General features: G+C 35.6%; 22 protein-coding genes. 19 read left to right on the top strand and 3 right to left on the bottom strand.

Annotated elements, in window-relative coordinates; all coding sequences use genetic code 11:
- The first annotated feature begins 78 nt into the window (after positions 1-78).
- The 8 genes from ACFPVY_RS10345 (at position 79) to ACFPVY_RS10380 (ending at position 6,314) form a co-directional block, all read left to right on the top strand.
- Positions 79-525: a GNAT family N-acetyltransferase gene (locus ACFPVY_RS10345; RefSeq protein ID WP_379791920.1), complete on the top strand. Its 447-nt coding sequence runs from the start codon at positions 79-81 to the stop codon at positions 523-525.
- A 221-nt stretch (positions 526-746) separates the two neighbouring features.
- Positions 747-1,493 (top strand): electron transfer flavoprotein subunit beta/FixA family protein, encoded by a 747-nt coding sequence (locus ACFPVY_RS10350; RefSeq protein WP_379791921.1) that lies wholly within the window; start codon positions 747-749, stop codon positions 1,491-1,493.
- A gap of 80 nt (positions 1,494-1,573) precedes the next feature.
- Positions 1,574-2,542 (top strand): electron transfer flavoprotein subunit alpha/FixB family protein, encoded by a 969-nt coding sequence (locus ACFPVY_RS10355; protein ID WP_379791922.1) that lies wholly within the window; start codon positions 1,574-1,576, stop codon positions 2,540-2,542.
- A 376-nt stretch (positions 2,543-2,918) separates the two neighbouring features.
- Positions 2,919-3,545 (top strand): bifunctional nuclease domain-containing protein, encoded by a 627-nt coding sequence (locus tag ACFPVY_RS10360; protein WP_379791923.1) that lies wholly within the window; start codon positions 2,919-2,921, stop codon positions 3,543-3,545.
- Between the two features lie 82 nt (positions 3,546-3,627).
- Complete coding sequence (locus ACFPVY_RS10365; protein WP_379791924.1) at positions 3,628-4,452, top strand: thymidylate synthase; 825 nt, start codon at positions 3,628-3,630, stop codon at positions 4,450-4,452.
- A gap of 16 nt (positions 4,453-4,468) precedes the next feature.
- Positions 4,469-5,413: a hypothetical protein gene (locus ACFPVY_RS10370; protein WP_379791925.1), complete on the top strand. Its 945-nt coding sequence runs from the start codon at positions 4,469-4,471 to the stop codon at positions 5,411-5,413.
- A 69-nt stretch (positions 5,414-5,482) separates the two neighbouring features.
- Complete coding sequence (locus ACFPVY_RS10375; protein ID WP_379791926.1) at positions 5,483-5,830, top strand: 2TM domain-containing protein; 348 nt, start codon at positions 5,483-5,485, stop codon at positions 5,828-5,830.
- 1 nt (position 5,831) lies between these two features.
- Positions 5,832-6,314, top strand: a complete 483-nt coding sequence (locus ACFPVY_RS10380; RefSeq protein WP_379791927.1) for a dihydrofolate reductase — start codon at positions 5,832-5,834, stop codon at positions 6,312-6,314.
- A 74-nt stretch (positions 6,315-6,388) separates the two neighbouring features.
- On the opposite strand, the gene ACFPVY_RS10385 is transcribed toward ACFPVY_RS10380, so the two are convergent.
- Entirely contained in the window at positions 6,389-6,706 is a 318-nt protein-coding gene (locus ACFPVY_RS10385) for a hypothetical protein (RefSeq protein WP_379791928.1), read from the bottom strand.
- Between the two features lie 202 nt (positions 6,707-6,908).
- Between ACFPVY_RS10385 and ubiE the strand changes: the two genes are divergently transcribed.
- Positions 6,909-7,640, top strand: coding sequence for a bifunctional demethylmenaquinone methyltransferase/2-methoxy-6-polyprenyl-1,4-benzoquinol methylase UbiE (gene ubiE, locus ACFPVY_RS10390; protein WP_379791929.1), 732 nt, complete (start codon positions 6,909-6,911; stop codon positions 7,638-7,640).
- 1 nt (position 7,641) lies between these two features.
- A complete protein-coding gene (porT, locus tag ACFPVY_RS10395) occupies positions 7,642-8,346 on the top strand; it encodes a type IX secretion/gliding motility protein PorT/SprT (RefSeq protein ID WP_379791930.1) in 705 nt (234 codons plus the stop codon).
- Between the two features lies 1 nt (position 8,347).
- On the opposite strand, the gene ACFPVY_RS10400 is transcribed toward porT, so the two are convergent.
- Entirely contained in the window at positions 8,348-9,076 is a 729-nt protein-coding gene (locus ACFPVY_RS10400; RefSeq protein ID WP_379791931.1) for a TrmH family RNA methyltransferase, read from the bottom strand.
- Between the two features lie 88 nt (positions 9,077-9,164).
- Here ACFPVY_RS10400 and tamL point away from each other — a divergent pair, with 88 nt between their 5' ends.
- From tamL to accD, 3 genes are all read left to right on the top strand, one after another.
- Positions 9,165-11,690 (top strand): translocation and assembly module lipoprotein TamL, encoded by a 2,526-nt coding sequence (gene tamL, locus ACFPVY_RS10405; protein ID WP_379791932.1) that lies wholly within the window; start codon positions 9,165-9,167, stop codon positions 11,688-11,690.
- 49 nt (positions 11,691-11,739) lie between these two features.
- Complete coding sequence (fbaA, locus tag ACFPVY_RS10410) at positions 11,740-12,807, top strand: class II fructose-bisphosphate aldolase (RefSeq protein WP_379791933.1); 1,068 nt, start codon at positions 11,740-11,742, stop codon at positions 12,805-12,807.
- A gap of 87 nt (positions 12,808-12,894) precedes the next feature.
- Positions 12,895-13,749 carry an acetyl-CoA carboxylase, carboxyltransferase subunit beta gene (accD, locus tag ACFPVY_RS10415; protein WP_379791934.1) on the top strand — a complete coding sequence of 285 codons (855 nt, stop codon included), beginning with the start codon at positions 12,895-12,897 and terminating at the stop codon, positions 13,747-13,749.
- A 101-nt stretch (positions 13,750-13,850) separates the two neighbouring features.
- Here accD and ACFPVY_RS10420 read toward each other — a convergent pair whose 3' ends face one another.
- Positions 13,851-15,101, bottom strand: coding sequence for an ABC transporter permease (locus ACFPVY_RS10420; RefSeq protein ID WP_379791935.1), 1,251 nt, complete (start codon positions 15,099-15,101; stop codon positions 13,851-13,853).
- A 390-nt stretch (positions 15,102-15,491) separates the two neighbouring features.
- On the opposite strand from ACFPVY_RS10420, the gene purH reads away from it, so the two are divergent.
- From purH to rodA, 6 genes are read left to right on the top strand one after another with little or no spacing between them, the layout of a single operon-like run.
- Complete coding sequence (gene purH, locus ACFPVY_RS10425) at positions 15,492-17,018, top strand: bifunctional phosphoribosylaminoimidazolecarboxamide formyltransferase/IMP cyclohydrolase (RefSeq protein ID WP_379791936.1); 1,527 nt, start codon at positions 15,492-15,494, stop codon at positions 17,016-17,018.
- A gap of 56 nt (positions 17,019-17,074) precedes the next feature.
- A complete protein-coding gene (locus ACFPVY_RS10430; protein WP_379791937.1) occupies positions 17,075-18,103 on the top strand; it encodes a rod shape-determining protein in 1,029 nt (342 codons plus the stop codon).
- An 11-nt stretch (positions 18,104-18,114) separates the two neighbouring features.
- Positions 18,115-18,945, top strand: coding sequence for a rod shape-determining protein MreC (gene mreC, locus ACFPVY_RS10435; protein WP_379791938.1), 831 nt, complete (start codon positions 18,115-18,117; stop codon positions 18,943-18,945).
- Positions 18,938-19,447, top strand: a complete 510-nt coding sequence (locus tag ACFPVY_RS10440; protein ID WP_379791939.1) for a rod shape-determining protein MreD — start codon at positions 18,938-18,940, stop codon at positions 19,445-19,447. The genes mreC and ACFPVY_RS10440 overlap by 8 nt, the downstream gene beginning before the upstream one ends.
- Positions 19,444-21,306: a penicillin-binding protein 2 gene (mrdA, locus tag ACFPVY_RS10445; protein WP_379791940.1), complete on the top strand. Its 1,863-nt coding sequence runs from the start codon at positions 19,444-19,446 to the stop codon at positions 21,304-21,306. Before ACFPVY_RS10440 ends, mrdA begins: the two co-directional genes overlap by 4 nt.
- A 1-nt stretch (position 21,307) precedes the next feature.
- The gene (gene rodA / locus ACFPVY_RS10450; protein ID WP_379791941.1) at positions 21,308-22,561 is read left to right on the top strand and encodes a rod shape-determining protein RodA; all 1,254 of its coding nucleotides are present in this window, start codon (positions 21,308-21,310) and stop codon (positions 22,559-22,561) included.
- Positions 22,562-22,697: the final 136 nt, after the last annotated feature.

Consider the following 22,697-nt stretch of genomic DNA (forward strand, 5'->3'; position numbering starts at 1 on the left):
TCTCTATAAAAAATGCCTCAATATTGACGAAGATCCCTCCTCCGTCGGGATGACAAAAAACTCAAAAAAGCAAGAAACATGACAGAATTTAAACCTTTACAAACTTCAGATATCGAAACAATTGTTCCGATGATGCAGGAATTTTATGCCATTGAAAATTATCCAATTGACATTGTAATTTCAAAAGCTTTGTTTCTAGAATTTTTAGAAAATCCGCATTTGGGAAGATGCTGGCTGATTTTTTCGGACGGAGAAATTGTGGGCTACGCAATCCTGACTTTCATTTTCAGCTTTGAATATAAAGGAACGATTGCGTTTTTAGACGAATTGTATATTTCGTCTAAAGCAAGAGGAAAAGGAATTGGAAAATCGGCTTTAGATTTTATCCACGAACAAGCAAAATTGCTTTCTTTAAAAATAATTTATCTGGAAATTGAAGGCCATAATGAAATTGCAAAAAAGCTATACGAATCAAAAAACTTTGCCGTTCACAACAGAAATTTGATGAAATTAGACATAAAGTAACTTTGAAAAATGTTGAATTTATAACGAAATCAGCTTCCAAATTTAATTTTATTGCTTTTTAAATCTTCGTTCCAAAATCTACTAAAAACCACAAAACAGCCCTCGAAAACGAAATAGTTCTACAAAAATTATCAAAATATTATGCGTGCATAGTTTTTTATTTGAATTATAATCCTTAATTTCGGAGCCTAAAATAAATCAACACTATAATTTTATATAAAATGAAAATATTAGTTTGCATCAGTCACGTTCCTGATACTACTTCAAAAATTAATTTTGCGAATGGCGATTCAGAATTTGACACAAACGGAGTTTCTTTCGTAATAAATCCTAACGACGAATTTGGTTTAACAAGAGCAATTTGGTTCCAAGAACAACAAGGCGCAAATGTTACTGTAGTTAACGTTGGTGGTCCAGAAACAGAAGCAACTTTAAGAAAAGCATTGGCAATTGGCGCAAACGAAGCAATTCGTGTGAACGCAAATCCAACAGACGGATTTTTCGTGGCAAAACAATTGGCTGAAGTAATCAAAAACGGAGGTTATGACCTTGTAATCGCAGGAAAAGAATCTTTGGATTACAACGGTGGAATGGTTCCTGGAATGATTGCTGGAATTACCGGAATGAATTTCTTAAATTCTTGTACAGATATTAAAGTGGACGGAACTTCAGTAAAAGCCTCAAGAGAAATCGACGGCGGAAAAGAAACTGTTGCTACAGAATTGCCATTAATAATCGGCGGACAAAAAGGTTTGGTTGAAGAAAAAGACCTTAGAATCCCAAATATGAGAGGAATCATGACGGCAAGAACAAAAGCCTTGACAATTCTCGAGCCAGTTGATGCTTCGTCAAATACAAAAGCGGTGAAATTTGAAAAACCAGCTCCAAAATCTGCGGTAAAATTAATCAGCCCAGATAACTTGGATGAACTTATCAACCTTTTGCATAACGAAGCTAAAGTAATTTAATTAAGAATTAAAAATTACGAATTACGAATTTTTGAAATCTTTAAATGCTTAAATTTTTCAATCTTTAAATTTAAAAAATTATGTCAATATTAATATACGCAGAATCCGCAGAAGGAAAATTCAAGAAAGTTGCTTTCGAATTAGCTTCATACGGTAAAAAAGTAGCAGAATCTTTAGGAACAACCGTTACCGCAGTTACCATTAACGCTGGCGATGTTTCTGAACTATCAAAATATGGAGTAGATAAAGTCTTGAAAGTAAGTGATGATAAATTATCAAAATTTACGGCAAAAGCATATGCTGATGTTATCAAGCAAGCTGCCCAAAAAGAAGGAACAAAAGTAGTTTTGCTTTCTTCAACAACAGACAGCCTTTATTTAGCACCGCTTGTTGCTGTTGGCCTTGACGCTGGTTATGCTTCAAACGTTGTTGGTTTGCCAGTAAGCACATCTCCTTTTCAAGTAAAGAGAAATGCGTTTTCAAACAAAGCTTTCAATATCACTGAAATCAGCACAGACGTTAAAGTTTTAGGCCTTGCCAAAAATTCTTACGGCGTTTTTGAAAGCGCTTCTAATTTATCTCAAGAAGATTTTTCACCATCAATTGGCGAGAATGATTTTGGCGTAAAAGTAGAATCTGTAGAAAAAGTAACCGGAAAAGTAACAATCGCTGACGCAGAAGTTGTAGTTTCTGGAGGAAGAGGATTAAAAGGACCAGAAAACTGGGGAATGTTGGAGGATTTGGCGGCTGTTTTAGGCGCTGCAACCGCTTGTTCAAAACCAGTTTCTGACTTAGGCTGGAGACCTCATAGCGAACACGTTGGTCAAACCGGAAAACCAGTAGCAACAAACCTTTACATCGCAGTTGGAATCTCAGGAGCCATCCAGCATATCGCCGGAATCAACTCTTCAAAAGTAAAAGTCGTTATCAATCAAGATGCTGACGCGCCATTCTTTAAAGTTGCCGATTATGGCATCGTTGGCGACGCTTTTGAAATCGTTCCAAAGCTGACAGAAAAATTAAAAGAATTCAAGGCGAATAATTCATAAATATTTTTTTAAATTTGTCCATCTTAGGGCTATCTGAAATTAGGTAGAAATATCAAGATTCAGATAGCCCTTTTTTTGTTTTTTATTAGGCATTTCAATACTGCTGACTAAAAACTGATTACTGAAAACTTTTTTTGAAGCGAATGGTTAAGGCTTTTTCAGTGATGGCAATTCCTGCTTTCCGTTTCAATCTTTTTTGATGAAGAAAAATCACCAAAAAAGGATTTTCTCTGCAATCAGGGCTAAAAAGCAATCCATTTATTGCCAATCTTTGTCAAAAATCTTTGAGCAATAAAAAATAAATAGTAATTTCAAAATAACAAACACCAAATATATTTCAGGTTTAAAATCTGAAATCTGAAATCTAAAATCTGAAATGAGCTTAGTAAAACTAACCATAAAAGGAATTTCTTACAGCCAAACACAAAACGGTGCTTACGCATTGATTTTAAATGAAGTGGACGGAGAGCGAAAACTGCCAATCGTGATTGGTGCTTTCGAGGCGCAATCAATTGCAATAGCATTAGAAAAAGAAATAAAACCACCACGTCCGTTGACGCACGATTTGTTCAAGAATTTTGCAGAACGTTTTGACATTGTGGTAAAACAAGTCATCATTCACAAGCTTGTGGACGGCGTTTTTTACTCTAGCATCATTTGCGAAAGAGATAAAATCGAAGAAATTATCGACGCAAGAACTTCTGATGCCATTGCTTTGGCATTACGTTTCAGCGCTCCAATTTTCACGTACAAAAACATTTTAGACAAAGCCGGAATCTTCTTGAAAACAAATCCGCAGGAAGGCGACAACGAAAACCAAGATTTAGACGACGTTCTTTCAGCGCCAGAAACTTTTGGCATGGAAGAAACCAACGAATCAGGAAGCGCTTACAACAAATTCAGTCTTTCAGAACTCCACGAACAATTGGAAAGTGCGGTTCAAAACGAAGATTATGAAAAAGCAGCAAAAATTCGCGATGAAATTTCGAAGAGAGAATCTTAGGAAAAGTTGAATCGTTTATCGTTTAAACGTAAACCAGCAACCGATTAAACAAACCTACAATTAACCGATTAAACATTTACCGATGCAACAATATTTAGACCTCGTAAAACACGTTCTTGAAACTGGAACTCAAAAAGGAGACAGAACCGGAACCGGAACAAAAAGCGTTTTTGGTTACCAAATGCGTTTTGATTTATCAGAAGGTTTTCCGATGGTTACTACTAAAAAATTGCATTTAAAATCAATCATTCACGAGTTGCTTTGGTTCTTGAAAGGCGAAACAAACATCGCTTATTTAAAAGAAAACGGAGTGAAAATTTGGGACGATTGGGCAGATGAAAACGGAGAATTAGGTCCGGTTTATGGACACCAGTGGAGAAATTGGAACAGCGAAGAAATTGACCAAATCACCGAATTAATTGATACTTTAAAAACAAATCCAAATAGCAGAAGAATGTTGGTTTCTGCATGGAATCCTTCGGTTTTGCCAGATACTTCAAAATCTTTTGCAGAAAATGTGGCCCATGGGAAAGTAGCTTTGCCTCCGTGTCACGCCTTCTTTCAGTTTTATGTAGCGGACGGAAAATTATCTTGCCAATTATACCAAAGAAGTGCGGATATTTTCTTGGGAGTTCCATTTAATATTGCTTCTTATGCTTTGCTAACCTTGATGATTGCTCAGGTTTGTGATTTAAAACCAGGCGATTTCATCCACACTTTTGGGGACGCTCATATTTACAACAATCACTTTGAACAATTAGAATTACAGCTTTCGCGCGAGCCAAAACCGTTGCCAAAAATGATTTTAAATCCTGAAGTTAAAAACATTCTTGACTTTAAATTTGAAGATTTTACTTTGGAAGGATATGAACCACATCCGCATATCAAAGGCGCGGTTGCTGTTTAAACTCTAAAAACATCTTATGAAATCAAACCTGCTTTCGGCGTTATTTTTAATGATGTCGCTGTCGACTTTTGCCCAAAATGAAAATGACAAAAAAGTGTTTCTTGATTCGCTGTGGCGCGAAACCACTAGCGATTACAAATACTTTAGGATTATCAAAAATTATAATTTAGTTCAGGACGAATATCAATTTGAAGACTATTATAAATCGGGAAATCTTCAGATGAGAGGAATGTCAATCAGCAACGAAACCTTGATTGAAAAAGGTGGGTTTACTTTTTTCCATGAAAACGGAAACATCAAGCAAATAATCAGTTATGAAAACGGCGTTCCGGTGGGAAACACTATTTCTTATTATGAAAACGGTAAAAAGAAATTTGATGGTGAATATTTAAAAAATGATAAAAATCTAAAAATTGCTGGCCCTTTAAAAATTGAAAGCTATTGGAATCCAAATAACGAGCAAACCGTCATTAATGGAAATGGATTTTTTAAAGATGAAGCTGACAATGAAGTATCAGAAGGAAACTTAAAAAACGGTCTTAAAACCGGAGTTTGGAAAGGAACAAGTGCTACTTATAAATTAAGTTTTACTGAAAGTTATGAAAACGGCACTTTGATTTCGGGAGAAAGTACTGACGAAACTGGTGAAAAACACAAGTATGACAAGATTTTTGAACAACCTGAGCCAACAAAAGGATTTGGTGATTTTTATAAATTTGTTGGAGCTAACTTCTTAATCCCGGAAGACGAGCCAGTTAACGCACGTCTTATGGTAGGTTTTGTTGTAAATAAAGATTCATCTGTAAGCAATGTGAATGTGGTGAAAAGCATCAATTCAGCTTTAGATAAAGAAGGAATTAGAATCGTTAGCCTCTATAAAGGCTGGGGTGTTGGCAAGTTTCGAGGCATTATTGTTCGTACGTCTTTTACTATTCCTATAAAAATTGTGGTTGAAGATTAAACATTCTTCTGATGACGTATTTTAAATTTTAAAATTAAATACTATCTTTATTTTCAAATTCAAACATTTATGGACAATAATCAACAGCACGAACTTTATGAATATGCCCGAAGAAGAATCAAGCAAAAAAAACGCTTGTATTTTCACTTCATTTTGTTTTTTGTTGGAAGCATTTTTTTTGTCATAATTCATAGACTTTTAAAAATAGACCTTTCCATTGGCTCAGATTGGGACATTTGGGCAATTACAATTTGGGCTTTCTTTTTCATACTTCACTTCATCCGGGTTTTTATTACGGATAGTTTTATGAACAAAAATTGGGAGCGTGCGCAAATCGATAAATTAGTAGCGAAACAAGAACGAAAACTGGATCAACTTCAATCCAAAGTAGGCAATTCCCAAAACGAAAATTTATAATATGATTACAATGGTTGCTGCGATTGCAGAAAACAATGCGCTTGGGAAAGACAATGATTTGCTTTGGCATTTGCCAGATGATTTTAAAAGATTTAAGCAAATTACTTCTGGTCATTATATTATTATGGGAAGAAAAACTTTTGAAAGCTTCCCAAAACCGTTGCCAAACAGAACTCACGTAATTATCACGCGTCAAAAAGAGTATCATCCAGAAGGTTGCATTGTCGTTGACAGCATGGAAAAAGCAATTGAAGCTTGCCCAAAAGACGAAGCTATTTTTATCATTGGCGGAGGAGAAATTTACAATCTGGGAATGGATTTTGCAGATTCGATTGAATTGACAAGAGTTCACGAAAATTTTGAAGCCGATACTTTTTTTCCTGAAATCGATAAAAACAAATGGCAATTGATTTCAGACGAATATCATCCGGCTGATGAAAGGCACAAATTTGATTTTAGCTATCAGACTTTTACGAAAATTTAAATAAAAAAAAAACATCCTGATTGCTCAGGATGTTTTTTCGTTAAACATTAATTAGATGTTTCCAAGAATAATAACTATTCTATAAACAATATCTGATAACTTAAAATAAATATCACCACTGCCATCAAAACTCCAGAAATGAAGATAATGACATTGGCAAATTTTTGAGAATACATCTCAAAAAAGCCTTTAATACCAAATACCACAAAGGTAGAAAAGACGAAAAAAACTAAAATTTCCAAAAACAAATTTAACCCTAAGAACGTATTTGGCACCCCAATTTCAGCATTGCTCGCAAAAGCACTACTGTTGATACTGTTCACCAGAAGAAATGAGATCGCTAGTGCCAGTAACACCCATTTCAGTTCCGCTATTAAATTTCTTGAAAACATATAATTAATTTTATGTGTTTAACGTGATGTAAAATTGCAGAAATTAAATACTTCGCGCAATCGCCTAATTCTGGTAAATTTTTTTCTAACCTAATTAGGTTATTTCTTGTTTATGAAATCTTAAAAAAAAGTAAACAAGTCTTAAAAATACTGTTTTTTGTAATCGAATAATAATAGTTTATCTTTGCTGAAAATATTGAAAATGTCAAAGAATATCACTCCTTATAAAGATTCAGAATTAGGTAAAAAAGAGCAGGTTGAAAAAATGTTCGACACTATTTCAGCAGATTATGATGGATTAAACCGCGTTATCTCTTTTGGAATTGATAAATCTTGGAAAAAGAAAGTTTTAAAAATCGTTGCTTCAAAAAATCCCAAAAACATTCTTGACATTGCCACCGGAACCGGAGATATGGCCATTTTATTATCGCAGACCACGGCTCAAAAAATTGTCGGCTTGGATATTTCTGCTGGAATGCTGGAAGTTGGACGAAAAAAAATAGCTTCAAAAAATCTTTCTGATAAAATTGAAATGGTTCAGGGCGATTCAGAAAATCTTCCGTTTGAAGAAAATTCTTTTGACGCAATTACCGTTGGCTACGGAATTAGAAATTTTGAAACTCTCGAAAAAGGACTTTCAGAAATTTATAGAGTTTTAAAACCAAACGGAACTTTGGTTATCTTAGAAACTTCGAACCCAACAAAAACGCCTTACAAACAATTTTACTCTTTTTACACTAAAAATATCCTTCCTTTAATTGGAAAAATGTTTTCAAAAGACAACGCTGCTTATGGTTATCTTTCAGAATCTGCGTCGGTTTTTCCTTATGGCGAAGCTTTAAACAATATTTTGAGAAAAATTGGGTTTATAGATGTTGCAGACAAACCACAAACCTTTGGAGTCGCAACAATTTATTCTGCATCTAAGAAATAGTATGAAAAAAATATTTGCCATCATTCTTTTATCGCTTTCATTGCAAAGTCACGCTCAGTTTGGAAAAGGGCTTTTCAGCAGTGATCCAATTATCAACCTTGAAAACTGGGACAAACAGCGCGTTCACTGGGGATATTTCCTCGGATTTAACGCTTATGATTTTAAATTTGACTACAAAAATCCGGATCAAGATATTCAAGTTAAAGGAACAACCGGATTTAATGTTGGCCTTATCGGAAACTTAAGATTGCAAGAATATATTGACCTTCGTTTTGAACCGGGACTTTATTACACGCAAAGAGATTTATATTTTCCAGGATTTGCAGATGAAGCTGATGCGCTTCGCCAAGTGAAATCTACCTATATTCACTTTCCTTTATTGTTGAAATTTTCTGCTTTGAGAACCGGAAATATCAGGCCGTTTCTGGTTGGAGGTGTTTCTACATCTTTAAACTTGGGAAGTAATTCAAAGTCAAAAGACGACAACTTGAACGAACGTTTTAGAATGAAACAATGGACCAATAACTATGAACTTGGTTTTGGAGTTGATTTATACTTAGAATATTTCAAGTTTTCTCCGTCGATCCGCGGTGTGTTTGGTTTAAATGACGAAATTATTCGTGACAATGACCCAAATTCTCCTTGGACCGGAAACGTTGGTTCAATGAAAACAAGAGGTGTTTTTGTTAATTTCACATTCCAATAAATCAGGAATTTCGTTTAAACTCACTTAAAATTATCGAAGTTGCGGTTGCCACATTCAGACTTTCTGTTTGTTGCAAATCGCCAAATCTTGGAATAGATAATCTATTTTGGGCTAAATTTTCAATCGCAGCAGAAATTCCGTTGGCTTCATTTCCCATTACAATAATTCCTTCCGAAGGCAAATTAGTTTTATAAATATTTTTTCCGTCCATAAAAGTTCCAAAAACTGGAAGTTTCGTGTCCTTAATATAGTGTTCCAAATTTAAGTAGGAAACATTCACGCGCGCGATCGAACCCATCGTGGCCTGAACTACTTTTGGATTATAAATATCCACAGTTTCCTCAGAACAAATTAATTCTTTGATTCCGAACCAATCACAAAGACGAATTATAGTTCCAAGATTTCCCGGATCTCGAATATCATCAAGAGCCACAATCAATCCAGAAGCATTAATTTCCTTTTGATTGGGGATTTTAAAAACTGCCAAACAATCGTTAGCCGTTGTTAAAGCTGAGATTTTTTTTAAATCAGCATCAGAAACTATCGTAACTTTATTTTGGTTTAATTCCGGAAAAATCGCTGAAGTCGCAAAAAGGCTTTCCAATTCAAAATTTGACTGAAGCAATTCTTGAATAACCTTTCGGCCTTCGGCAAGAAACAATTTATGCTCTTTGCGATATTTTTTCTGCTGTAAGCTCGTTATTAATTTTATTTGGTTTTTACTAACCATAAAAAAATGTATTTTTGAATTAAATATGCCTGACCACTTGAAAAAGATCTGTACAAAAATATCACTATTTATTCTAATTGGAATAATAATGACTGCCTGCGACACCGTAAAAAGAGTTCCAGACGGAAAAAAGCTTCTAAAAAAGAATGAAATCTTGGTAAATGACAAAATTGAAAAAGACGAATCTATCGAGAATCTTCTTTATCAAAAGCCAAACAGCACCTTTTTAGGTTACAATCTTCGCCTGAATATGTATAATCTTGCAAAGGAAAATCCAGATTCGACTTTTAAGGCAAAGGTCATTGATAATCCAAAGAAATACGAGCGATTGTCAAAATTACTTTCTAAAAAACAAGTGGAACGCTTGGGCAACTCCTTTTTTTATTCGGGTTTTCATAAGTTTTTAAAGAGAACTGGTGAACCGCCAGTAATTTTAGACGAGGCCAGAGCAAAAAAATCGGCCACAAGATTAAAAGCGTATTATTTCAACAATGGTTTTTTCAATGCTAAAGCTTCGTATGAAATTGACACACTCCCAAACAAAAAAGCGCAAGTAAAATATACAGTCAACACCGGACAACCTTATATCATTGACTCTTTGACCAGAGAAATTGCAACACCAGCATTGGATTCTTTATATGAAGTAAACAAAAGCAAAAGTTTGATCAAAAAAGGCGAGCAATTTAAAGCATCCAATTTTGAGGCGGAGCGCGAAAGAATTACGACGAATTTCAGAAATAACGGAGCTTATTATTTTCAGCCAACAAACATAACTTTTGTTGGAGATTCGATTGATACCAATCACAAAACCAATATGTTGCTTAAAATCAGCGATCGAAGTGTAAGAACTGGCGACACCATTATCACAAAACCTTTCAAACTTTATAAAATTACACAGGTAAATATTTTTACGGACAGCCAAACTTCAAATACCACAAAAAGAGTTGCTGACAGCGCAACTTACAACGGATATAATATTTACAGCGTTGATAAATTACGTTATAAACCAAAGGCGATAACAGATGCCGTTTTCTTTACTCCGGGCGTTACTTATGCCGATTTCAGAAGAACTTTAACATCAAGATATTTGAACAATCTGCGTGTTTTTAATGCTCCGAGCATTCAGTTTGTGGAAGATTCTACTGACGTTGACGAAAAATCATTGATTACCAATATTTATTTGATGCCGAGAAAAAAATTCAGTTTTGGAGCTTCAACAGATGTCACGCATTCAAATATTCAGGAATTTGGTATCGCCGGAAGTCTGACAGGAACTTTTAGAAATGTTTTTAGAGGTGCAGAAATTTTAGAACTTTCGCTACGCGGAAATATTGGATCTTCAAAAGACAACGGAATTGCAAATCCAAACAACGTTTTTTTCAATCTATCAGAATATGGCGCTGACGTAAAATTGAATTTTCCAAGGGTATTTTCTCCTTTCAACACCGATAAAATTATTCCGAAAAATATGATCCCGAATACGGTTTTGAGCCTTGGTTTTGCAAAACAACAAAACATTGGTTTGGACAAGGAAAGTTTGACTGGCGGTATGTATTATACCTGGAATCCGAAGCGAAATGTGACTTCTCGCTTTGATTTATTTAATATTCAGTATGTAAAAAACATCAATAAATCCAATTATTTTAATGTTTATCGTTCGTCTTACGGAAGGCTAAATGACTTGGCAAACGATTATATTTCTCAGGTAAATCCGTCGTATTTTGAAACTGACAGCAACGGAAATAACTTTTTAACTATTGAAAACGGTACCGACGGGTTTATCGCCGACGTAATTCAAAACGGAGCAATTACAACTTCACCAGAAGATGCGCGTGCCATCGAAAGTATTTCTGAAAGAAAAAATAGATTGACAGAAAACAATTTGATTTTTGCTTCAAGTTTTACTTATACAAAAACAACGAAAACCGATTTATTAGACAATAATTTTTGGATTTTCAAAACCAAATTAGAGTCGGCAGGAAACTTTCTCGGATTAATTTCTGGATTGTCAAGTCAGCCAAAAAATGAAAACGGAAACAAGACGATTTTAGAAGTCGAATACAGTCAATATATTAAAGGAGAATTTGACTTTATCAAACATTGGGATTTGTCAAACAGCAAAGTTTTGGCGATGCGCGCTTTCTTTGGAGTTGCAATTCCTTACGCAAATTCAGACAACATTCCGTTTTCAAAAAGTTATTTTGCTGGTGGTTCCAATGATATCAGAGCTTGGCAATCGTATGGTTTAGGGCCAGGAAGCAGCGGCGGTATCAATGATTTTAACGAAGCCAATATGAAAATTTTATTTAGTACAGAGCTTCGTTTCAAAATGTTAGGTAAATTAAACGGAGCCATTTTTGCCGATGCCGGAAATATCTGGAACGTTTTAGACAATGAAACCGACGAAGATTATACTTTCACCGGAATTAAATCTTTAGAAAACATTGCGCTTGGTTCAGGATTTGGATTTAGATATGACTTCAATTTCTTCGTAATTCGTTTTGACTTAGGATTTAAGACCTACGATCCGGGCAAAGAAGTGGGCGGAAGATGGTTCAAAGAATACAATTTAGGCCACTCGGTATTAAATATTGGAATTAATTATCCATTCTAATTTCAGAAATTCTTATTTTTGTAACCTTTAACTATAAACAAAAAACACAATGGCGCATAATATTAAACCAGGCGTTGCTACAGGAGATCAAGTTCAAGCGATTTTTAAATATGCAAAAGAAAAAGGATTTGCACTTCCAGCAGTAAACGTAACTGGCTCAAGCACAATCAATGGCGTTATGGAAACTGCTGCAAAATTAAACGCACCAGTTATTATCCAATTCTCAAACGGAGGATCAATTTACAATGCAGGAAAAGGTTTGTCTAATACAGATGAAAAAGCAGCTATTTTAGGCGCAATTGCAGGTGCAAAACACATTCATACTTTGGCTGAAGCTTATGGAGCAACAGTTATTCTTCATACTGATCACTGCGCAAAAAAACTTTTGCCTTGGATCGACGGACTTTTAGACGCTTCTGAAAAGCATTTTGCTGAAACAGGAAAATCTTTGTTCAGTTCTCACATGATTGATCTTTCTGAAGAGCCAATCGAAGAAAACATCGAAATCTGCAAAGAATATTTGACAAGAATGAGCAAAATCGGGATGACTCTTGAAATCGAACTTGGAATCACAGGTGGCGAGGAAGACGGAGTTGACAATTCTGATGTTGACAGTTCAAAATTATACACACAGCCAGAAGAAGTTGCATTTGCTTACGAAGAGCTTTCAAAAATAAGCCCTCGTTTTACAATCGCTGCAGCTTTTGGTAACGTTCACGGAGTTTACAAACCAGGAAACGTAAAATTGACTCCAAAAATTCTTCACAATTCTCAAGTTTTCGTACAAGAGAAATTCAACACAGAAGCAAACCCAGTAGATTTCGTTTTCCACGGAGGTTCAGGCTCAACTGTTGAAGAAATCAGAGAAGCAATTGGTTACGGAGTTATTAAAATGAACATCGATACAGATTTGCAATTTGCTTTCACTGAAGGAATTAGAGACTATGTTGTTAAAAATGTAGATTACTTGAAAACTCAAATTGGTAACCCAGAAGGTGAAGAAGTTCCAAACAAAAAATATTACGATCCAAGAAAATGGATGCGTGAAGGTGAAGTTACTTTCAACACAAGATTAGAGCAAGCTTTTAAAGACTTGAACAACGTTAATACTTTGTAATATCATAATTCCAAATGCTGGTTTTCAATAACTGGTATTTGGAATTTATTTTTTTATATAATACAATTTAACCATAAATAATTAAAGATGGCTTGGTTTAAAAGAACAGAAAAAGGAATCACGACAGCGACGGAAGATAAGAAAGATGTTCCAAAAGGACTTTGGTATAAATCTCCAACCGGAAAAATTATTGATGCTGACGAACTAGCAAGAAATCTTTTTGTAAGTCCAGAGGACGGATTTCACGTTAGAATCGGAAGTAAAGAATATTTCTCAATTTTGTTTGACAACAATGAGTTCACAGAATTAGACGCAAAAATGACCTCAAAAGATCCGCTACATTTTGTGGATACTAAAAAATATTCTGACCGTTTGAAAGATGCAATGGACAAAACCAAATTGAAAGATGCGGTTAGAACGGCTGTTGGAAAATCAAAAGGCAGAGATTTAGTGATTTGCTGTATGGATTTCGCCTTCATTGGAGGTTCAATGGGAGCTGTTGTGGGAGAAAAAATCGCAAGAGGAATCGACCATTCTATTAAAAACAACATTCCGTTTGTGATGATTTCAAAATCAGGCGGCGCGAGAATGATGGAAGCGGCTTATTCTTTGATGCAATTGGCAAAAACTTCTGCAAAATTAGCGCAGTTGGCAGATGCTAAAATTCCTTATATTTCGCTTTGTACAGACCCAACAACTGGAGGAACAACGGCATCTTACGCAATGTTAGGCGACGTAAATATTTCTGAGCCAGGAGCGTTAATCGGTTTTGCGGGACCAAGAATTGTTAGAGATACCACTGGAAAAGATTTGCCAGAAGGTTTCCAAACTGCAGAATTTTTGTTAGAGCACGGTTTCTTGGATTTCATTACACCAAGAAAAGAATTGAAAGATAAAATCAACTTATATTTGGATTTAATTTTAAATAATCCAGTTAGATAATAAGTTCTACTTAAAATAATTTAGCCACAAATTCACGAATTTTATCTCTGAATTTGTGGCTTTTTTTTATCAACTTGTAAGTAAAATTCTTAGCTAACCTTTTACATTCCGGTTCTAATTGCTTCTACAGGATCTAATTTTGAAGCAGAGATTGCAGGAAGAATTCCGGAAACAAGACCGATGAACATTGCCAAACCTGTTCCTAAAACTACATTTCCGAAGCTTAAAACAAACTCAAAGTCTAATGCTTTTGTCAACCCTAAAGCGATTATCCAGACAAAGAATAATCCGATCAATCCGCCAATTAAGCAAAGGATTATGGCTTCAAATAAGAATTGAAGCAATATAAAACGATTTTTCGCTCCGAGTGATTTTTGGATTCCGATCAAGTTGGTTCTTTCTTTTACGGAAACAAACATAATATTAGCAACTCCAAAACCACCAACAAGAAGAGAGAAAAAACTAATTGCCCAACCGATTAAATTCATCACGCCAACAATTTGATCAATCATTTCAGTAAATCCAGAAAGTACGTCGATGAAAAAATTATCTTCTTGACCGATTTTCAGTCCGCGTTTGTTTCTTAGTTTTTGAATAACTTCGCCTTTAAACTCATCAACATCAATGCCTTCATTTGGCTTGATTATGATAATCGGCGTCATTGTGTCGTTGTGATCTCCAAATTTATTTCTCATAAAATTTACGGGAATGCAAACCGCTGTATCGTTGCTATCGCCGAAAGTTCCTTGCCCTTGTTTTTCTAAAACTCCGATTACCGTAAATTTTTGCCCATAAAGACGAATCTTTTTCCCGATTGGATCTATGTTTTCAAAAAGACTGTTTGCAATTTCATATCCCAAAACAATTACCGCCGTTCCAGAATTTGATTCTGATTCATTGAAGAAACGACCTGATTTAAATTTCATCGGCTGAATTTCCACAAATTCGTGTGTTGCCGGAATGACATTGACATCACTTACCGTTTTTGTATCATATTTTGCAATTTGTCTTGCCGTAAATAATTGATAGGTTGCTTTGTCCATTCCGTTTACCGAATTTTTTAAGAATTGGAATTCGTCATAAGTTACATCTGGAAATTGTTCTCGTTTCCAACGCGGAATTTCTGATGGCCCAAACGAAAAACGTTTTAAGTACATTGTATTTTTATCGAGCGAACTCATATCGCTTTTGATTTTTTTATCTAAAGAATCGACTGCAGCGAGAACGGCAATGATAGAAAAAATTCCGATTGTCACGCCTAAAAGCGAGAGAATGGTTCGCAATTTATTATTACGTAAGGCGTTCAGGGCGAAGCCCAAGCTTTCTCGCAATAATCTAAAATATAAAACCATAATCGTGAATTTGTGTTGTCGTAAAATTCAGTAATTTAATTTTTATTTCCTAAAAAAATGACCACAGATTCGCAGATTAAAAAATCAATTAAAAATCTGCGAATCTGCGGTAAGCGCTTTAGACGAAATTGTATTGATTTCAGTTTTCACGCAATGGTTCAAAAGATTACAAAAATGCCTGAACTTTCTCCTTTAGCCCCGATGGGCAGCAGTAGCTTTTTTCTCTGAGTTCAGAGAAAAAACTACTGCAGACAGCGGGAAAATGGATGGCTGAAAATTACTGGCTTTTCGCTTCAAAAAAAACTTCAAAAATTAATAAAAACATATGTGTAATGTCTTGAATGTTAAAGTTTGAATAACTACTTTTGCACCTTTAAACACAACTACACAATGAGTACTTCAAAAACTATTAAATCGGCATTGATTTCTGTCTTTTCAAAAGACGGATTGGAGCCAATCGTGAGAAAATTGCACGAGCAAAATGTTACTTTTTATTCTACTGGCGGTACAGAAGATTTTATCAAAAACCTTGGAATTCCTGTAGTTCCGGTTGAAGATGTAACTTCTTATCCATCGATTTTAGGCGGAAGAGTAAAGACTTTGCATCCAAAAATTTTTGGCGGAATCTTAAACCGTCAAGATCACGAAGGCGATGTGCAACAAATGGAAGAATTTCAAATTCCACAGATTGATTTGGTGATTGTTGACTTGTATCCTTTTGAAAAAACGGTGGCTAGTGGCGCTTCTGAGGCCGACATTATTGAAAAAATTGATATTGGCGGGATTTCTTTGATTCGTGCTGCGGCGAAAAATTTTAAGGATACTGTGATTGTGGCTTCGGTGGATCAATATGCAGATTTCTTAGAATTGATTACAAAGCAAAACGGAGAATTGACATTGGAAGATAGAAAACTTTTTGCTACAAAAGCATTCCACGTTTCGTCTCATTATGATACTGCGATTTTTAATTATTTTAATACTGACGATACAATCTATAAGGAAAGTGTTGAAAAAGGTCAGGTTTTGCGTTATGGCGAAAATCCACACCAAAAAGGATTTTTCTTCGGAGATTTTGACGCAATGTTCAGCAAACTTCACGGAAAGGAATTGTCTTACAACAACTTGCTTGATGTTGACGCAGCGGTAAATTTGATTTTAGAATTTAAAAATAACGAGCCGACTTTTGCAATTTTAAAACACAACAACGCATGCGGATTGGCGACGAGAAGCACGATGAGAGAAGCATATCTTGATGCTTTGGCTGGAGATCCAACTTCTGCTTTTGGTGGCGTTTTGATTGCTAACGGAAAGATTGATGCTGACACAGCAAGGGAAATCAACAAATTATTTTGTGAGGTTGTGATTGCTCCAAGCTATGATGAAAGTGCGATCGAAATTTTATCTGAAAAGAAAAACAGAATTATTTTGGTCCAAAACGAAGTGGAGCTTCCTCAAAGACAGGTTCGTACATGCTTGAACGGATTGTTGGTTCAAGATAAAAATAATATTACAGACAATAAAGAGCAACTGAAGACCGTTACAACAACTCCCCCATCTTCGGAAGAAATCGAGGATTTGTTGTTTGCATCTAAAATTTGCAAGAACACAAAGTCAAATACAATCGTATTTGCAAAAAACAGACAGCTTATCGCATCAGGAACCGGACAAACATCTCGTGTTGATGCACTAAAACAAGCGATTGAAAAAGCAAACAGTTTTAATTTTAATTTGAAAGGTGCTGTGATGGCAAGCGATGCTTTTTTCCCTTTTCCTGATTGTGTGGAAATTGCTGATAAAGCGGGAATTACTGCTGTCATTCAACCTGGAGGATCTATAAAAGACGAATTGAGTATCGATTATTGCAATGAAAATAAAGTTGCAATGGTATTTACAGGAACTCGTCATTTCAAACATTAATTTATGTAACTTTGCACGTTACTTTTTATAAACATTTTTAAAGCCTAAAAATACGTATGGGATTTTTTGATTTCATGACTGAGGATATCGCGATAGACCTTGGTACCGCTAACACTCTGATTATTCACAACGATAAAGTTGTGATTGACAGTCCATCAATTGTTGCTCGCGACAGAGTATCTGGCAAAATCATTGCCGTGGGAAAAGAAGCCAGCTTGATGCAAGGTAAAACCCATGAAAACATAAAGACCATTAGGCCATTGAAAGATGGAGTTATTGCTGATTTCGATGCTTCGGAAAAAATGATCAGCATGTTTATAAAAAGTATTCCTGCATTAAAGAAAAGAATGTTTACTCCAGCATTGAGAATGGTGGTTTGTATTCCTTCTGGAATTACCGAAGTAGAAATGCGTGCGGTTAAAGAATCTTGTGAAAGAGTAAATGGTAAAGAAGTTTACTTAATTCACGAACCAATGGCCGCAGCAATCGGTATTGGTGTTGACATCATGCAACCAAAAGGAAATATGATTGTCGATATTGGTGGTGGAACTACTGAAATCGCGGTTATCGCTCTTGGTGGAATTGTTTGCGATAAATCTGTAAAAATTGCCGGTGACGTTTTCACAAATGACATCGTTTATTATATGAGAACACAGCACAATCTTTTTGTTGGAGAAAGTACTGCGGAGAAAATCAAAATTGAAATTGGTGCTGCGACGGAAGATCTTGAAACTCCGCCAGATGATATGTCAGTTCAAGGTCGAGATTTATTGACTGGAAAACCAAAACAAGTGGAAGTTTCGTTCAGAGAAATTGCAAAAGCTTTAGACAAATCAATCCAAAGAATCGAGGATGCTGTTATGGAAACTTTGTCTCAAACACCACCAGAATTAGCAGCCGATATTTATAACACAGGTATTTATCTTGCAGGTGGAGGTTCAATGTTGAGAGGTTTAGATAAAAGAATTTCACAAAAAACCGACCTTCCGGTTTATATCGCAGAAGATCCTTTGAGAGCTGTGGTTCGAGGAACAGGAATGGCACTAAAAAATATACCAAAATTCAGAAGCATACTAATAAAATAACAGCATAGTTCATGCAGCAAATATTAAACTTTATATTTAAAAACAGCAATAAGTTGCTGTTTTTGCTGCTTTTGGGCATTTCGTTAGTGCTTACCATCCAATCGCATTCTTACCATCGAAGTGAGGTGGTAACTTCTGCCAATTTCATTTCTGGAGGCGTTTATGAAAAAATTCATAACGTTCAAGAATACCTGAACTTAAAAACGCAAAACGAACAGCTGGCAAAAGAAAATGCAATCTTAAAAAAATTGCTTTACAATGCTAAAGATTCTACTGCAATTGTGGTTCGAGACAGTTTGAAAGGATATCGCGGAATGAACACGATTATTTCAAAAGTCATCAAGAATTCTTATAATGTAAAAGAAAATTACCTGACTTTAAATTCTGGAACAAAAGCCGGAGTCAAGCCAGACATGGGGGTTGTCAACGCTTTAGGAATCGTTGGAATTGTGGAACATACTTCGACAAATTACGCTACAGTAATCAGTGTTTTAAACGTAAAATCTCAGATTAACGCTAAAATCAAGAAGTCAAATCACTTTGGAACTTTACGCTGGGACGGAAAAAACACTGGATTCGTTCAGTTAATTGATGTTCCGAGATTGGCAAATGTTCGAAAAGGCGACACAATTGTAACCGGAAACGAGTCTGTAACGTTCCCTCCAAATGTGGGAATTGGCGTAATTGATAAAATTTATACTGACAAGGAAACAAACTATTTCACTTTGAATGTTAGATTGTTTAATGATATGACCAATTTAGGTCACGTTTATGTAATTGAAAATTACGAGAAAAAAGAGATTGAAGAATTAGAAGCAAAAACGGTGATTGAAAATGAATAGCACAGTATTATTAAATATCGCCCGCTTTATTCTTTTGCTTGCCGCACAAGTTTTAATTTTCAACGAAATTGATTTTTGGGGTTATGTAAATCCGTATCCTTATATTTTATTTATTTTGCTTTTTCCGGTAAATGGAAATAAATCAGCGTTATTGGCTGCAAGTTTTTTCCTTGGAATCATCATGGATATGTTCTGCGATTCTGGTGGTGTTCACGCAACAGCTTGTGTTGTTCTGGCTTATGTCAGACCTACTTTTTTTAAGTTTTCTTTTGGCGTGAGTTATGAATATCAAACGGTTAGAATCAATGACAAACTAACTCCAGAACGGTTTTCATTCTTATTAATTTCAGTATTTACACATCATATTATCTTATTTTTATTGGAAATTTTTAAGATAAGCTTTATTTTAGACATTTTACTCAGAACATTATTAAGTTCGATTTTTACTTTAATCCTTTGTATCGTAATTATTTATATATTTAAGCCAAGCACCAAACGATGAGAAAAATATTTTTGCCCTCTTTGATAATTGTTTCTGCAATTGTAATTGTGGCGAGGCTTTTCTACCTTCAAATCATTGACGATTCCTTCATCAAAAAATCAGATAATAACGCGATCAAGATAAAATACGATTATCCTGAACGCGGTTATATGTATGACAGAAATGGTGTGCTTTTGGTTGCAAACCAACCTTCTTATGATGTCATGGTTATCCCAAAAGACATTAAAGACATTGACACCATTGGATTTTGCAAGCTTTTAAAAATTACCAAAGAAGAATTTATTAAAAAATTAGAAAAAGCTAAAATTTATAGTCCAAGGCTTCCTTCTGTTTTTCTTCCGCAATTAAACAAAAAAGAATACGCCGGCTTTCAAGAAAAAATCAGGAAATTCACAGGATTTTATATCCAAAAACGTTCACTTAGAGATTATCAAGTAAATGCTGCCGGAAATGTTTTTGGTTACATTGCCCAAGTTAATGACGCGATTATTGCCAAAAGTCCGTATTATAAAAGTGGTGATTTGATCGGAAGACAAGGCGTTGAAGAAGTTTACGAAGAATTTCTTAGAGGAAGAAAAGGCGTAAAATACATCCAGAAAGACCGTTTTAACAGAGATATCGGCTCTTACAAAGAAGGAATTTATGACACCGTAGCCATTCAAGGTGAAGATGTTCGACTGACTTTAGACATTGAACTCCAAAAATACGGAGAATCTTTAATGATCAACAAACGTGGTGGAATTGTAGCTTTAGAACCAAAAACTGGCGAAATCTTAGCCTTGATTTCCGCGCCAACTTATGATCCTGCGTTATTGGTTGGTCGTGATCGTTCGAAAAATTATACAAAATTAGACCAAGATTCTTTAGGAAAACCACTATATGACCGAGGACTTTTGGCAGAATATCCTCCTGGTTCTCCATTTAAAATTATGACAGGTTTGATTGGCTTGCAAGAAGAAGTCATTGACGTGAACACCAGCTTTGTTTGCCATCACGGATTTTCTTACGGTCGCGGCGCGTTTATGAAATGCCACGACAGCGGAACGAACAATTTGCATACTGGTTTTGCACATTCTTGCAACACTTATTTTGCAAGTGTTTTTAAATTAACGATCGACAAATATCCAAAACCAACTTATGGCGTTGACGCTTGGAGCAACCACCTGAAAAGTTTTGGCTTGGGAAGTTTTATGGGATATGATATGCCTGCCGGAAGAAAAGGCCACATTCCTGACTCAAGATATTACAAAAGATGGTACCCAAATGGAGGCTGGAGAAGTTCTACTATTATCTCCAATTCAATTGGTCAAGGCGAGGTTTCTACAACACCAATTCAGTTGGCAAATATGATGGCAACAGTTGCAAACGAAGGTTATTATTACACGCCTCACATCATCAAAAAAATTGAAGGACACACCATTGACAAAAAATATACGACAAAACACGTAACGACTGTTGAAAAGCAACATTTTAAGCCGGTAATTGAAGGTTTATTTGGAGTTTATAACGAAGGAACCGCTCGATCTTTGCGCGTTGAAGGAATCGATATCTGCGGAAAAACAGGAACTGCCGAAAACTTCACAAAAATAAATGGCGTAAGAACACAACTTACTGACCATTCTATTTTCGTGGCTTTTGCGCCAAAAGATGATCCAAAAATTGCAATTGCAGTCTTCGTAGAAAACGGATATTGGGGAGCTCGTTGGGCCGGGCCAATGGCAAGTTTGATGATTGAAAAATATTTAAGAGGAAAAATTACAAGAACAGACTTAGAAAAAAGAATGCTTGAAGGAAGCCTTGAATCTGAATATGCAAAAGTAACCAGCGGTCAGCCGTTCACCATCAATAACGGAAGATAAGATGAAGAATCAAAGCATCAAAAATAACATCGACTGGATCACAATCGTGCTTTTTATTTCCTTGGTGATAATGGGCTGGCTGAATATTTATTCGGCTTCATTGCCAACCGAGGAAACTTCAATTTTTGATATTTCACAAATTTACGGCAAGCAAATTCTTTTCATAATACTTACAATTCCGTTAATATTCGTAGTATTGACGCTCGACGCAAAGACTTATGAAAAATATGCATTCGTCTTTTATGTCATCGGATTAGTCTCTTTACTCGGGCTTTTTGTCTTCGGAAAAACCATCAAAGGTCAAACAAACTGGTACAGTATCGGAGGCTTTACCTTGCAACCATCAGAATTTGTAAAAACATCCACCGCATTACTTCTGGCAAAATATTTAAGCGACGTTCAAGTCAATTTAAAAAACTTCAACGATCAAGTAAAAGCATTTGTGGTAATGGGCGTTCCGCTGATTTTAATTCTCCTTCACGATACGGGAACCGCAATGATTTTCGTCGCGTTAATCTTCGTTTTATACAGAGAAGGCCTTCCATCATGGTATCTTTGGACAGGATTTTCAGCGATTGCTTTGTTTTTTATGGCACTTTTATTAGAGCCACAATACGTCGTCATCATTGCGATAATCATCATTTTAGCACAGTTTTTCTTGTCTAAAAGAATCAATAGAAATCCAATCGCTTCGGGCGTGATTTTCGTACTGATCGCCGGTTTTACTTACTCAGTAGATTTCGTGTACGACAATGTTTTAGAGTCGCATCAAAAAGACAGAATCAACGTTTTATTTGGCAAAGACGTGAATATGAAAGCCGAAGGATACAACTTAAACCAGTCGATGATTGCCATCGGTTCTGGCGGTTGGTTCGGAAAAGGTTTTTTAGAAGGAACCCAGACAAAAGGTGGTTTCGTGCCAGAACAGCACACCGATTATATCTTCACAACAGTTGGTGAAGAGTGGGGATTTGTTGGCGCCATCACGGTAATCACGCTTTTCGCATTTCTTTTCTTGCGAATAATTTATCTCGCCGAAAACCAAAAAACCAAGTTCTCCCGAGTCTATGGATATTGCGTCGCCACGTTTCTATTTGCGCATTTTGCCGTAAATATTTCGATGCTAATCCGCCTGTTTCCAACTATTGGCGTACCGCTTCCGTTTTTTTCATACGGAGGTTCCAGCCTTTTTGCGTTCAGCATTTTGCTCTTTATTTTCATCAAGATGGATGCGAATAAAGTCAATGAGTGGTAGTTTTTGAAGCGGAAAATTTAGGCATTTTTACAATCCATTTTCCCGCTGGTCGTCAGTATCTTTCTTTTTTTAAAGAAAAAAAAGAAAGGATACAGCCACCATCGGGGCTAGCGGGAAACCATTTTCGTTTCAGTAA

The sequence above is a fragment of the Flavobacterium qiangtangense genome (assembly GCF_042658345.1).
Taxonomy (GTDB): Bacteria; Bacteroidota; Bacteroidia; order Flavobacteriales; family Flavobacteriaceae; genus Flavobacterium; species Flavobacterium qiangtangense.